Here is a 14,282-nt window from a genome sequence, read left to right as displayed (position 1 = left end):
GTCCCCATTCGTTTATGACCCTTGCTTTACGCTCTGCCCCTTAACGCACGCGCTGCCACCGTCGCGACATCATGACGGAGCTTGACAATGGCCTTGCCGTTGGCGTCCAGCGGATGCACCCGGTTGGTCAGAATCAGGACAAACGCAGAGCTGCCAGCATCCATCCAGAGAGATGTGCCGGTATATCCGGTGTGCCCAAAGGAACCGACAGGGAAAATATCGCCCCGAGGGGTGGAGTAATGTGTCGCAATGTCCCAGCCGAGCCCGCGCAAATCCGTGGCGCCGGGTGACTGGGGCGATGTCATGAGCCGTAGCGTCGCGGTGCGGAGTGGGTAATTGCTGGGACGCCCCGCAAGCCGGTCAAGAAGACTGGAAGCGTAGAGCGCCATGTCGTGGGCGTCTGAGAATAGACCCGCATGTCCGGCGACACCACCCATGCGTCGCGCTGTGGGGTCATGCACGACAGCACGAAGCGGAATATGGTTCTCGTCATATTGTGTCGGCGCGATGAGTGGCCGCAATGTTTCTGGCGGTAGAAAGCCTGATTCCTCCATGCCGATCGGCTGTAGGACGTGGCGTGTCGCATAGACATTCAGCGGCAACTGACTGAACTGCTCCACCAGCAATCCGAGAACGATAAAATTGATGTCGCTATAGACAAAATGCTGCCCAGCCGGAGCCTGCGGTGCTGCGGTCATGGCTCTTCGGACGGCTTCGTCCTTGCCGGTCCACGGCGTGGACAGATCCAGATCCGGGGCCAGACCGGAATAGTGGGTCAGCAGATGTCGAATGGTGATCGCCGCTTTTCCGTTCTGTGCGAAATCCGGCAGATAGCGTGAAACCGGATCATCAAGTTGGAACACGCCCTGTTCCCAGAACTGCATGATCGACGGTGCCGTGATGGTCGCTTTTGTAAGCGAGGCCATATCAAACCGTGTGTCCCATGACATGGGCTCGGGAGCAGGAACTAGCGCTCTGTGCCCCATGACGGCGCGGTGAAGGATAAGGTCACTCTGACCGATAACAGCGACTACGCCAGGAATCTCGCCGCGTTGAACGGCACCTGACAGAAGACTATCGACTTCCGAAAAATCGTAAGAGGGGCGGCTGGCAGCGCAGCCCGCTAGACTTGTGGCTCCGGGGAGAAGTGCTCCCGACAAACATTTGAGAAACAGGCGTCTGCTCATAGCTGGATATCTCAGGCCGAAAACTGTTCAGCAATAATGCGCTCTGATAGGGACTGCCCGGGGTCAAACAGGACGGTAACCGAGCGGTTACGATTTTCCTGTACGGACACGGTTTTGACGTCCCTTATCTCCGTAAAGTCGGCGACCGCGGCAACAGGGCGCTTTTCCTGCTCAAGAATCGAAAATGTCACGACAGCGGTTGAGGGAAGCAGAGCGCCCCGCCAGCGCCGTGGGCGGAAGGCGCTGATGGGAGTAAGTGGGAGCAGGTTGCCGGAGAGCGGCACAATCGGACCGTGTGCTGACAGATTATAGGCGGTGGAGCCAGCCGGTGTGGCAACCAGCACACCATCACAGATCAGTTCGGGGAGACGTTCGCGTCCATCTACATCGATTCTGATCTTGGCCGCCTGACGGGTTTCCCTGAACAGAAAGACGTCATTCAAGGCTTCAGCCTCATGCACGGACCCGTCGGTGCAGACAGCTTTCATGTGCAGGGGATGAAGTTGGGCGCTCTGGGTCACGGCAAGCCGATCCAGCAAATCATCTTCATCCAGCGGATTCATCAGAAATCCTACGGAACCACAATTCATTCCATAGACAGGCACGATTCCGTCCATGACCTGTCTGAGTGTTTCCAGCATGAAGCCATCGCCGCCCAGACAGATGATGACCTCTGCTTCTTCCTGAGAGCAGTTGCCGTAACGACGGGAGAGTCGAAGCAGTTCTTCCTGAGCCGTCGCCGTTTCTGCTGCGACAAAAGCAAGGCGTTCAGGGCGCGTGGCAGGCGGCCAGAAGGTCTCTGGAGAGTCTTTTTCCATATATTCCGGTCCGCGTCTTTCTGGCTGCAGGCGTGGTTACTGCCGCAAACTTATACGTGCCGTGCATGGAACGCCACGGGCAACGGCGGACTGAGTGCTCGGGTTGGGCGAAACAGACTTTATGGGACAGGTCGCAGATTTCTGGCGTTTCGATCTCCGGTCTCCGTGAAGGGAGTTTTTTGTTTGTCAGCAACCCGGCAAATTTTGCCGATATTAACTCCAGAGTAATGGCACTTATGCACGATCAGTTCAGACACACATCAGGAACCAAGTGATTCACGTGCAAGGTCCAATAAGACGTTCATCCGGAGTCTCATGCAGTTCAACTCATTGTTCGGAAGCTAAATTTTGAAAGCGACACTTTCCGGCCTGAAGTCGCTCGGACTGCCTCGTCTGATTGCTTTGGGAGCTGTCGGTCTGGGTATTCTGGGCATGCTGACGGTCTTTGCATTTCATGGTGGCGGGCAGGCCACAGCGCTGCTGTACAGGGATCTTGATCTGCATGAAGCCTCGCAGATGGCCGAGGATCTTGAGAAAGCCCATATTGCCCACACCGTTTCACCGTCTGGTGATGCGATTTATGTGGCCCCTGCTCAGGTGGCTGCGGCGCGCCTGCTTCTGGCCCGTGATTCCCTGCCGTCCGGAGGGTCTGTTGGGTATGAGATCTTCGATCATTCCAACACGCTGACCACTACGGAATTTGAACAGCATATTGACGAAACCCGTGCTCTTGAAGGTGAACTGGAGCGGTCAATTCGCCTGATTCATGGCGTAAGGAACGCGCGTGTTCATCTGGTGCTTCCGCATCGTGAAATGTTCTCTGCTGATCAGCAGGCGGCACAGGCCAGCGTGCTGCTGACGATGAGTGGAAGCCGCCCGGATGCTGAAAGTGTGCAGGCTGTGCTCAATCTTGTCGCCGCTGCCACCCCGGGGCTTTTACCCCAGAACATCTCGATCATTGATAACCACGGTAATGTTCTGGCGCGACCGGGAGACCGCAATGGCCCGGCGGGTCTTGCCCAGAATATTGATGAGCAGCGGCAGGCCATGGAGGCGCGGCTTTCCCAGACAGTGGAAGCCATGCTTGTGCCGACGCTGGGTGCTGGCCATGTGCGTGCGGAAGCTTCCGTTCTGATGAATCTCGATCGGGTGCATGAGACGCAGGAGAGTTATGATCCTGATCAGCAGGTTTTGCGCTCTCAGCAGAGCACAACAGACAAGTCTGTAAATACAGAAGGGCAGCAGAATACTTCTGTCGCGAATAACCTGCCGAATGCAAATGCTGGACAACCTCGCGCCGGAAGCCAGGATGACAGGCGAGAAGAAACGAACAATTACGAAATTGGCAAACGTGTTCGTACTGTTGTTCAGGACCAGCCCCGCGTGTCTCGTATCAGTCTGGCGGTCATGGTTGACGGCAAGACCAATAAAGGAGCGGATGGTAAGGCCGAATGGGTTCCTCTGGACCAGGCCGAGCTGTATAGAATCACGACACTTGCAAAGACAGCCATTGGTTTTGATGAAAAGCGAGGGGATACAGTTAATGTTGTCTCAATGCGTTTCGCTTCGGAACCCACTGACATGGCCAGTGCCCATGCTTCATGGATGGGGCTGCCAATCGAAAAAGCCGACGCCATTCAGATGTTGCGCAGTCTGGCTCCAGGTCTTCTTATTTTTCTGGCTCTTATCTTCTTCGTCAAACCTCTCCTGAAAAAAGATGATGCAGGTGAAAACGGTGGAGAGTCGTCCGCTTTGCCGGCGACGTTAAATGATGGTGGAGAGCGTCCTGTGACACCGCTGACAGAAGCGGAGGGAGATGAATTGATGCAGGGTTCTCCCACACAGCTCGCGCTGGAAGGACCTCGCGAAAAAACGTCTGATTTCATGAGTCTTTCTGGAATCGAAGGGCGTCTCAAGGCTTCGGCTATTCGTCATGTGCGTGAAATGGCAACCGAAAATCCTGAGGAAAGCCTTAATGTCATCCGAAGCTGGCTCACGCCACAGCATGAGGGCTGAAATATGTTGGTGAAAACAGCCTTAACCGGAGTTCAGAAGGCCGCGATACTTTTGCTGGCGCTAGGAGAAGAAGGCGGCACACAGCTTGTTTCATCCATGCAGGAGCATGAAATTCGTGAGATTTCTGCTGCTATGGCCACTATGGGAGCTGTTTCTGCAGAAAAGGTTGAGGCTGTTTGCGCTGAATTCTCTGGAGCGTTCTCTTCTGTTGATACGTTGGTAGGTACATACGATACGACAGAAAAAATTTTACGAAAGGCGCTTCCGGGAGATCGGGTCAGCGCCATTATGGAAGAAATTCGTGATCCTGCTGGTAGGACCATGTGGGACAAACTGGGGAATGTCCCGGAAAATATTCTGGCTAACTACCTTCGCAATGAATATCCCCAGACTGTGGCTGTTATTCTAAGCCGTCTTCAGGCGTCACAGACAGCGCGTGTGTTGGCGCTTTTTCCCGAAGATTTTGCTGTCGATATCATGATGCGCATGCTGCACATGGAAAACGTCCAGAGGGATGTTATCGACAGTCTTGAGACAACCTTGCGATCAGAATTCATGGCAAGTCTTGCACGTTCGTCCAAGCAGGATAGTCATGAACTTCTTGCTGAAGTCTTCAATAACTTCGACAGACGCGTTGAAGGGCAGTTGATGAATGCTCTTGAGAAAAGAAATATTGAAGATGCTGAGCAGGTCAAGGCGCTCATGTTTACATTTGAAGATCTCAAGCGTCTGCCTCGCGATGCAATCATGAGAATCATGAGAGATATTGACCGGGAGAAGTTGCCTTTAGCGCTCAAGGGAGCATCAGAAGATATAAGAAAACTGTTCCTGTCATCAATGACCTCACGCGCTGGGAAAATACTGGAAGACGAAATTTCTGCAATGGGTCCTGTGCGTATAAAGGATGTTGATGCGGCCCAATCGGAAATCGTTAATCTTGCCAAGAATCTTGCGAATCAAGGTGAGATAGATCTGAATCCTGGAAGTGACAACAATGAGATGTTGGCATGAATACGTGTATTGTTCTTTCTGGAGAGAATAAATCCGGCATCCTGTTTGCCGAGGATTTTGATGATATTTCTGACGGAATTCAGGAATCGTCAGACCATAATGAAGATACTGTTCCAGAAGAACCTGAGGCTCCACCAGCGCCGACTTATTCACAAGAAGAAATGGATTCTGCTATTGCCGCCTCTGCCTTAAAGGCCACTGAAAAGGTCAGAGATGAGATGGAAAAATCCCATCTCGAAGAAATTGAAAAAATAAAAGAAGAAAACAAAAATAAATGTCAAAATATATTTGATTCTATAAATAAAAATATAGATTCATCTCTGCGTAATTATTCTGAAAATTTATCAAGATCGATATTAACGGCAGTTGTGTCTTCATTCCCTGTGTGGAGCGATTCTCAAGAAAAGTTATGGGCATCAGGAATGTTAGACAAAATATTATCATATTTTTCAGATGATTTTACTGTTTGTGTAAAAACTCATCCAGATTGTTGTGAAGAAGTAAAAAAAACATTATTTGAAAGCAGGAATGTAAAAGATGATCGGATAAAATTTTTAGAAGATACAAAACTTCATAAAACTGATTTTGAAATAGAATACTCTGATGGAAAAATATCTCGGCATATAGAGTTAATCGTTTCAAATATCTTAACTGATTTATCTAATTCTATAAACTTAAATGTCAAAGGAGACGTTCCCAATGGTTAATGCACCATTGCAAGAGGACTTAATGCAGCAAGATGGAATGGTTGCGCCAGCAGAAGGCGAACATGAGCATTCCATAGAAGCGGTTTATGATATCCCTGTTACTGTAAGTGCTGTTTTGGGCCGAGCGACAATGCAGGTAAGTCAGTTGTTGAAACTGGGAAGGGGAGCTGTTGTCGAATTGGATAGAAAAGTCGGTGAGGCGATTGATATTTACGTTAATAATAGACTGATTGCTCGAGGAGAGATTGTCATGGTTGATGAAAGCCGCCTCGGTATAACCATGACAGAAATTATCAAATCAGAAAAAAATAATTAAGGCTATTCTCCGTGCGTATACTGATTATTGGTTCTCTCTCAGATGAATTAGGAAAGGCCACAAAGATTGTATTGGCACGGGGAGCCTGTGTGGATCATGCTGAGACCAATGCCTATGCTATAAAGAAAATATGCTCAAATGGAGACTATAAATTTATTATATGTTCTGTAAGAGAAAATATTACAGAATTGATTAAGGCATTAAAGCAGGAAAGAATAGCTATTCCTGTCATTGCCTGCGGTCCAGAAGATCCTGTCATCGCAGCAGATGCAATTGCCAATGGTGCTGAGGATTATATTCCTCTTCCTCTTCCTCCAGATCCCGATATCATCGCAGCATTCCTGCAGGATGCGAGTAACGAAAAAACAATTTTTCATACTGCCGATCCTGTTATGAAAAAACTGTTGAAGCAGGTCGATAAGATAGCTGCATCAGGAGCGTCTGTTCTTGTGACAGGAGAGTCTGGAACAGGAAAAGAAATTATTGCTCGTTATATTCATCACAAGTCAAAGCGGGCAACTGGCCCATTTATTGCACTGAATTGCGCTGCTCTACCTGAAACATTGGTTGAATCAGAGCTTTTTGGCCATGAGCGAGGAGCATTTAGCGGTGCAACGGCCAGAAGAGTTGGTCGGTTTGAGGCTGCTAATCACGGAACGTTATTGCTTGATGAAATCAGTGAAATGGATGTCCGTCTTCAGGCAAAATTGTTGAGAGCAATTCAGGAACGAGAAATAGACCGATTGGGAGGAAATACTCCTGTCTCGGTTGATGTTCGTATTATTGCAACATCCAACAGAGATCTTCCGGCAGAAATTAAAGCACAAAAATTTAGAGAAGACCTCTATTTCAGATTGAATGTGGTCTCAGTCAAGATTCCCCCATTACGTGATCGTGTAATGGATATTCCTTATCTGGCAAATCATTTTTGTCTTTATTACAGTAAGATAAATGCCCTTCCACCAAAGACTATCTCTGAAAGTGCACTGGAGAAATTAAAGCAATATAAATGGCCTGGAAATGTCAGGGAGCTTGAGAATACAGTTCATCGTGCTGTTGTTGTCTCTTCCGGTGACATTATAGATGTCGATTGTTTCGATCTTCCTGATGCACAGTCAGAGAAACATTCTCAGGAACATTCGCTATCCTCTTGGGTCGGATATCGGATGGATGAAGTTGAGCAGGCTCTTATTATAGAAACTCTTTCGCACACAGATGGAAACCGAACTCAAGCGGCTTCTATATTGGGGATTTCCATTAGGGCTCTGAGAAATAAATTGCGTGAGTATGCTGGTCAGGGTGTTGCAGTTCCTCCTCCATATCAAAGCTTGACAGAGATATAATGTCAGAGTCGACAAAAACCTCTTTAAAAAATCTGTTTGATTATCAGATTATCCTAAGAAATATAAAGTCTTTTAATGTTCAAGACTTGAAGAACGGTGGCTGGCGTCATTTTGTTCCAGGTAGTGATGTGGGGTTGGCGCTAGGCGTTGCGGCTCTTCTTTCTGTGTTAATTATTCCATTGCCCACCATGTTCCTGGATGTGGGATTGGCAATTTCTATTACGGTTTCAGTTCTTATTTTGATGGTAGCGCTGTTTTTACAAAGGCCACTTGATTTTACTTCCTTTCCAACTCTCCTGCTTCTGACAACGCTTCTGCGTCTTGCTCTGGAAGTGGCCACCACTCGTCTCATCCTGGGGCATGGTAATGAAGGCGTATATGCTGCTGGTCATGTTGTAGCTGCGTTTGGCGGCTTTCTTATGGGAGGAGATGTTGTCATTGGCGGTATTCTGTTCTCGATCCTTCTTGTTGTAAACTTCATGGTTATTACAAAAGGTTCAGGCCGTATCGCTGAAGTGGCAGCCCGATTTTCTCTTGATGCAATGCCGGGAAAACAGATGGCGATTGATGCCGAGCTTGCGTCTGGCGCCATTTCCGACAAGGTTGCGAGAAAAAGAAGAAAGGAGCTTGAAGAAGAAAGTGGTTTCTATGGATCAATGGATGGTGCTGCCAAATTTGTAAGAGGTGACGCGATTGCGAGCCTTATCATCACAGCGATTAATATTATTGGCGGCCTTACTATAGGTGTTGTTCGGCATGGAATGCCACTGAGTGAAGCGGCTGGATCATTCACAACATTGACGATTGGTGATGGTCTTGTTGCTCAGATTCCCGCTTTGCTGGTTTCGACTGCCGCTGGTATTGTCGTAACAAAAGGAGGAACCGAAGGAGCGGCTGACGCAACGTTGCTGAAGCAGTTGGCTGGTGGTTCCAAACCTTTGGCGCTTGCTGCTGGTATTTCTGGAATCATGGCTATTATGCCTGGTTTGCCGGCTCTTCCGTTTTTGGGAATTGCTGCGATTTGTGGTGGCGTTGCCTGGTCTCGCCACACTCATCCGATAGAAGAAGCAGATGAAGAAGAGGCTGCAACACATGTTGTGCCTCATAATGCAGAGCCGCCTATTACAGATTCCCTTCGCATTGATATGATCAGACTTGAACTTGGTTTCAGTCTTCTCAGTCTTGCTAGTGGTGAAAATCCACAACTGACAGAACAGATAAAAATATTGCGGCGTACTATAGCCAGTGAGATGGGATTTATTCTTCCACCTGTCCGTATTCAGGATAATTTACAGCTTCCCGGTGATCAGTATGTCATTAAGATCAAGGAAATAGAAGTAGGTTCGGGGGAGGTTCGTCCCAATAGACTTCTGGTGATGAATCCTGCGGGTGGCTTGCCCGCACTTCAGGGCGAAGTGACCAAAGAGCCCGCTTTCGGTCTGCAGGCAATGTGGGTTGATATTGGCCTCAGAGAAGAGGCCACATTTGCAAATTATACTGTTGTCGATCCAGCCAGTGTGATCGTGACGCATCTGAGCGAACTGGTGAGGGAAAATCTTTCAGATCTTCTGACCTATGCAGAAACACAGAAACTTCTTGATGAGTTACCACGCGATCAGCAAAAGCTTGTTTCGGATATGATCCCATCCCAGATTTCTCTGGGAGCAGTTCAGCGTGTTTTGCAGGCACTTTTATCTGAGCGTGTTTCGATCAGAGATTTGCCAACAATTCTGGAAGGGATTCAGGAAGCGTGCGGGCAGGGGCTTCGTGCTGTGCCGCAGATCGTTGCTCACGTGCGTATCAGGCTGGCTCGTCAGATTAGTGCATCTGTAATGGGGCCCAATGGCTATATTCCTATCGTAACCTTGAGCCCGGTATGGGAAGGGGTATTTCTGGATAGCATGGTGGGACCGCCTGACGATCGTCAGTTGGCGATGGCTCCCAGCAAACTGAACGAATTCATTGGAAAATTACGCGCTGTATTCGACCACCTTGCTAGTGTAAATGAAACTCCGGTTGTCGTCGTGAATGGCGGGATCCGTGATGCTGTGCATGCTATAATGGAGCGCCTAAAACCATCGGTTCCTGTTATGGCGCAGGCTGAAATCGCACCACGGGCAAGAATCAGAACTGTTTCAACAATACAATAATTTTTATTTGGTGCTTTATGGAAAATGAGACTTTTGTCGGGATAAATATGAAAGATGCTGTCCGTAAAGCACGGGCGAACTTGGGTGAAACAGCTTTGATTGTTTCCGAGCGTATTGTGGATAATGGAGTGGAGGTCGTTGCAAGGAAGGATTCTATGGAAAATGGTTCCATAGAGGATAGTGTCCAGAAAGTTTCTGAGGTTTCAAACGATTCTGAAACATCCATTTATTCGCAAGATATTCAAAAAATATCCAGAATTTCAGATATTTTAAGATGGCATAGAGTGCCCGATGCTCTGATTGATGTTTTTTCGTCAGCCAACTTCGAGGCAATGATTGCCAGAAATATCCAGTTTGGTTCTTTTTCGTTTTCTCAGGCCAAGAGACCCTTGGCGCTGGTTGGAACGGCTGGGGCGGGCAAAAGTCTTTCAGTCGCTAAACTGTCTTCGCGCCTTGTTCTGGCTGGAAATCCTCCACTCGTTATCACGACGGACAGAGAAAGAGCTGGCGGGATTGATCAGTTGGCTACTCATACACGTCGATTGGGGCTCCCTCTTATCGTTGCCAATGACAAAAAGACGCTTCAGCAGGCTATGGCCCAGAGAAGAAACAATCAGCCTGTGTTGATTGATACTCCTCCTGTCGACCCTTATGACGGAAACGCTCTGGCTATATTGATGGAACTTGAACTGGTCACGCGATCGGAGTTGTGTGTGGTTGTCCCCGCCGGGTATGATTCCGAGGAAACGGCAGATGTGGCTGAGCTGTTCTGGAATGCGGGTGCCCGGATGATGATTGCGTCAAGGCTGGATCAGGTGCGCCGACTGGGCAACATCATTACAGCCGCAGTCTGTGGTCTGGTAATGACCGAATATGGTGTTTCCGATAATTGCCATGCCGGTCTTGAGAAAATGACAGCAAGAAAGCTTGCTGCATTGCTGGTCGAGAAAGCAGAAGATTACGAGAAAAACAGATAAATCCAAGTTAGTTTCTGTTTTTTTGATATAAAAAAACCTCACAGACAGATCTGTCTGTGAGGTGCCCACTGGTTTAGCCAATTTAATTTATCGGTCCGTTAGGTTCGATCCAGCCGATATTTCCATCGTCACGTCGATAAATGATGTTGATTTGTCGACTGACGCTGTTACGGAAAACCAGAAGGTTACGGTCAGCCAGATCCAGTCGCATGACTGCTTCACTGACGCTCAAAAAAGCGATCTCTGTCGGTTGTTCGGCAATAATTGTCGCGTAGGGCCCTTCTGAAGCGCTCTCCAGAGTGTTCTTGGGAGGCTCTTGCACATCAGTTTGTTGAAGAATGTAGCTTCGACCGATTTCTGGTCGTTGAATGCGGGCGGATGCTCGGGAGTGCGTCTGGACTCTTCTTCGGTAACGTCTCAGGCGGCGCGCAATATGTTCTGCAGCGTCATCGAATGCTCCATGTGCATCAGAAGCTTCGCCTTCGCCTCTTAATGTTAGTCCACGACCTGCATGGACATTGATGTCACATGTAAAAAATGAGCGTGCTTTACTGAAGGTGACGTTGGCTTCGAGTGCCTGCTCAAAATATCGATCGGCGATATTGCCGAGGTGCATGGTAACCCGATGTTTTAGTGCGTCAGAAAGGTCAATCTGTTTACCTGAAACGTGGATATGCATTCTGCCAGGCTCCTTTTTATTGAGGAAACCGGTCGCCCCAGCGTTAATGGTGCCGTACTGCGCCATCAGGCGGAGGCGGCTTTCTCCCGTTTGCGCTGCACTGAATTTCCGATATGCAACGCGTCCCGGTATTTGGCCACGGTTCGGCGGGCAATGTCTATGCCTTCCTTGCGAAGATTTTGCACAATCTCCTCATCTGACAGGATGTTCCGGCTCGTTTCCTGTGAAACCATTTTTTGAATTTTGTATCTTACAGCCTCAGAGCTGTGTTCTTTTGAAATATGAAGGCTACTTATCTTCCGTGTGAAAAAATATTTGAGTTCGAAGAGACCTTGGGGAGTCGCAATGTATTTTCCCGTTGTGATGCGGCTGATTGTGCTTTCATGTAATCCGGTCTCTGCTGCGATTGTTTTCATCGTGAGAGGCAGAATAAAAGATGGACCGGAAGCGAGAAAATTGGTCTGATGTTTAATTATTTCTGATGAAACACGAAGAAGAGTTTTTGTTCTCTGTTCAATAGATCGCAGTAACCATGACGCGTGATGAGCCTGATTTTGAATGAACTGTCTGTCTGAGGAATGACTGGGCCTCCTTGTTTTCTCAAGGAGTGCTTTATCGAGATACAGACGTGGAAGCATGTTTTCGTTGATCCGCACAGACCATTGTCCGTCCGGGGCTTGTTGCACGAAGACATCCGCAATCCGGCTGCTGGTGTCGGCTTCAAGCGCCTCAAAACCGGGTTTGGGGTCCAGATGATGCAGTTCCGAAATCATCTCGGCGAAATCAGCTTCATCGACACAACATAACCGCCGAAGAGCCAGATACTCTTTGCGTGCGAGCAGATCGAGATTATCGAGTAGAACGACCATGACGGGATCGAGGCGGTTTCTCGCTCTCAGTTGTGCCGAGAGACATTCTTTCAACGAACATGCAAAGAGACCTGCTGGCTCAAACAGCATCATGCTTTGCCGCACGTTTTCAACGTCGGTAACTGATGATCCGGTCTCGTTAGCGATTATATCAGGCGAGCAATCCAGTCGTCCGGCCGGGTCAAGATGTTCAATGAGACTTCGGCCGATAAGGCGCTGCTCCGGAGTGAAATGCGATGTGAGACGCAGCTGCTCATCAAGCCTTCCTGCAAGGGAAGGGACTTGTGCGGCAACATCATGATCCTCACCGTTATATCTCTGGCGCCAGTCCTGAGGCGCTCCATCTTCCGCGTAGGTGTCATCAAATCCGCCAGCGGCAGCTTCCTGCGCGAAACTGATATCAAGAGACGCTTCTTCCTGAGCCGATGCTGCTTCATTGGCAAGTAGCGGTGCCTGATCTGCCCCTGCAGCAGGCGTTTCTGTTTCTTCCCGAACGAGGAAAGGATTGCGTTCGAGCTCTTCTTCGACAAGCGTTTCTATCTCTGCGCTGGTCATTTGAAGAAGCCGGATCGCCAGACGCAACTGCGGCGTCATGGCAAGATTGTGTGTCTGTCGGAGATGAAGCCCGGGTAGTGTCACCATACGGTGAGACTAGAGGGAAAAACTTTCTCCAAGGTACACGCGGCGGACGTCTTCGTGCGCCACGATCTCTTCCGGAACGCCCTGCATCAGCACCTGACCGCCATGCATGATGTAGGCGCGGTCGATGACTTCCAGCGTCTCGCGCACGTTATGGTCTGTAATCAACACGCCGATGCCACGATCCTTCAGATGCGACACCAAATCACGGATTTCCCCGACAGCGATCGGATCAATACCGGCCAGCGGCTCATCCAGAAGGATATAGTGCGGTTGGCTGGCTAGCGCGCGGGCAATCTCAAGACGACGACGCTCACCACCAGACAGAGCCAGAGAAGGAGAGCGGCGCAGATGGGAAATGCCGAACTCGCCGAGAAGACCGTCCAGCATCGCGTCACGTTTGTCGGGATCGGGTTCGACCACTTCAAGCGCCGCCATGATGTTCTGCTCGACGTTCAGACCACGGAAAATGCTGGCTTCCTGCGGTAGGTAGCCGATTCCCAAACGGGCGCGCCGATACATGGGCAGGCGCGTAATATCCGCGCCGTCGAGCGTGATGTTGCCCGTGTCAGGCTGGACCAGCCCAACGATCATGTAGAAGCTGGTCGTCTTGCCCGCGCCGTTGGGACCGAGGAGACCAACAGCCTCGCCGCGATGAACCTCGATCGAGACGTTGCGCACCACTTCGCGTTTTTTATAGGACTTGCCGATTCCGTCGGCAAACAGGCCATGCTTGCGGTCACGCAGAATCGGTCCGCCTGGACTTGCGTCAACAGAAGCTGGCACGAAATCCTGCATGAAATCTTCAGAGTTCATCTCAGTGTCCACCCTTGCTGTTGCCGTCACTGTTTGGAACGACGAGCCCACTGACACGGGCTCCCGGCTGTTCAGTCATGGTTGCGACACCAGTGTGCATGTTGATGACGGCGGCAGAGCCCTGAAGCTGGTTCTGGCCACGGGTAATATGGACGTTGCCAACGATCCGGGCGATTCCAGTATCCGGCACATAAACACCGCGGTCACCTGTGATGGTTTCGGTCTGCGTGCGGACCCACACATGGCCGAAGGCATTGACCTTCTCCAGCTTGCCGGAGCCGTTGGCGAGTGGATCACCGCTTGCCTTCTTCGAATCAGCCGGTTGGGCCGGCGCGTCTGAAGGCGGCGCGCTGTAGCCAACCAGCACGTCAGCCTTGATCTGCTTGCCTTCATTGGTGGTGACCGTCGCATTCCCACGCCCGATGGAGATGCGGGTCTGCGAGTAATATTCCATCGTGTCGCGGGCTGTCAGGAGATCCTGCGGCGTCGTCAGCTTCAGCGCATGGCCGGTCATGACCAGTGTGGCCTGATCGATGTCGTAGATCGCCTTGTCACCCCACGCCTGATCTGTCTGGGTGAAGATATGCACGTTGCCGATCGCTTCCAGACGATAGATCTCGTTCGATCCTGAAGAGTCTGGTCCACCGGAAGGTGCGTCTGCCTGTTTGGCAGGTGCAGGATTTTCTTCGGCTCCGCCGGGATTGACCGCTGTCGGGTGGTCGGCTTCGGGTGGCGTTGCAGGCGTTGCAGGCGT

The 14,282-nt window shown here is 50.1% G+C and carries 13 protein-coding genes; 7 read left to right on the top strand and 6 right to left on the bottom strand.

Annotated elements, in window-relative coordinates:
- Window positions 1-26 precede the first annotated feature (26 nt).
- Complete coding sequence (locus B3759_RS01530; protein WP_291362961.1) at window positions 27-1,187, bottom strand: serine hydrolase domain-containing protein; 1,161 nt, start codon at window positions 1,185-1,187, stop codon at window positions 27-29.
- Window positions 1,188-1,198: 11 nt separating this feature from the next.
- The gene (locus B3759_RS01525) at window positions 1,199-2,005 is read right to left on the bottom strand and encodes an NAD kinase (RefSeq protein WP_291362959.1); all 807 of its coding nucleotides are present in this window, start codon (window positions 2,003-2,005) and stop codon (window positions 1,199-1,201) included.
- A 348-nt stretch (window positions 2,006-2,353) separates the two neighbouring features.
- Here B3759_RS01525 and fliF point away from each other — a divergent pair, with 348 nt between their 5' ends.
- Genes fliF through B3759_RS01490 form a run of 7 tightly spaced genes read left to right on the top strand, consistent with a single transcriptional unit; the run spans window position 2,354 to window position 10,525 of the window.
- On the top strand, window positions 2,354-4,021 hold the full coding sequence (gene fliF / locus B3759_RS01520; protein ID WP_291362957.1) for a flagellar basal-body MS-ring/collar protein FliF: 1,668 nt from the start codon (window positions 2,354-2,356) through the stop codon (window positions 4,019-4,021).
- A gap of 3 nt (window positions 4,022-4,024) precedes the next feature.
- Window positions 4,025-5,032, top strand: coding sequence for a flagellar motor switch protein FliG (fliG, locus tag B3759_RS01515; protein WP_291362955.1), 1,008 nt, complete (start codon window positions 4,025-4,027; stop codon window positions 5,030-5,032).
- Window positions 5,029-5,739, top strand: coding sequence for a hypothetical protein (locus tag B3759_RS01510; RefSeq protein ID WP_291362953.1), 711 nt, complete (start codon window positions 5,029-5,031; stop codon window positions 5,737-5,739). The genes fliG and B3759_RS01510 overlap by 4 nt, the downstream gene beginning before the upstream one ends.
- A gap of 22 nt (window positions 5,740-5,761) precedes the next feature.
- Window positions 5,762-6,055 carry a flagellar motor switch protein FliN gene (gene fliN, locus B3759_RS01505; protein ID WP_291363245.1) on the top strand — a complete coding sequence of 98 codons (294 nt, stop codon included), beginning with the start codon at window positions 5,762-5,764 and terminating at the stop codon, window positions 6,053-6,055.
- An 11-nt stretch (window positions 6,056-6,066) separates the two neighbouring features.
- Complete coding sequence (locus B3759_RS01500; protein ID WP_291362951.1) at window positions 6,067-7,398, top strand: sigma-54 interaction domain-containing protein; 1,332 nt, start codon at window positions 6,067-6,069, stop codon at window positions 7,396-7,398.
- Entirely contained in the window at window positions 7,398-9,548 is a 2,151-nt protein-coding gene (gene flhA / locus B3759_RS01495) for a flagellar biosynthesis protein FlhA (protein ID WP_291362949.1), read from the top strand. The genes B3759_RS01500 and flhA overlap by 1 nt, the downstream gene beginning before the upstream one ends.
- Before the next feature lie 17 nt (window positions 9,549-9,565).
- Window positions 9,566-10,525, top strand: a complete 960-nt coding sequence (locus B3759_RS01490; RefSeq protein WP_291362947.1) for a hypothetical protein — start codon at window positions 9,566-9,568, stop codon at window positions 10,523-10,525.
- Between the two features lie 82 nt (window positions 10,526-10,607).
- On the opposite strand, the gene hpf is transcribed toward B3759_RS01490, so the two are convergent.
- The 4 genes from hpf to B3759_RS01470 all read right to left on the bottom strand — a co-directional run.
- On the bottom strand, window positions 10,608-11,204 hold the full coding sequence (gene hpf, locus B3759_RS01485; protein WP_291363243.1) for a ribosome hibernation-promoting factor, HPF/YfiA family: 597 nt from the start codon (window positions 11,202-11,204) through the stop codon (window positions 10,608-10,610).
- Between the two features lie 65 nt (window positions 11,205-11,269).
- A complete protein-coding gene (rpoN, locus tag B3759_RS01480) occupies window positions 11,270-12,715 on the bottom strand; it encodes an RNA polymerase factor sigma-54 (RefSeq protein ID WP_291362945.1) in 1,446 nt (481 codons plus the stop codon).
- Between the two features lie 9 nt (window positions 12,716-12,724).
- Window positions 12,725-13,528 (bottom strand): LPS export ABC transporter ATP-binding protein, encoded by an 804-nt coding sequence (gene lptB, locus B3759_RS01475; protein WP_291362943.1) that lies wholly within the window; start codon window positions 13,526-13,528, stop codon window positions 12,725-12,727.
- A 1-nt stretch (window position 13,529) separates the two neighbouring features.
- On the bottom strand, window positions 13,530-14,282 hold a 753-nt coding region (locus B3759_RS01470; protein ID WP_291362941.1), incomplete at its 5' end, for a hypothetical protein.

It is taken from the genome of Acetobacter sp. UBA5411 (assembly GCF_002409645.1).
Lineage (GTDB): Bacteria > Pseudomonadota > Alphaproteobacteria > Acetobacterales > Acetobacteraceae > Acetobacter.
The sequence above is the reverse complement of the archived record's forward strand: the minus strand, read 5'-3'. Positions and strand labels throughout refer to the sequence as shown.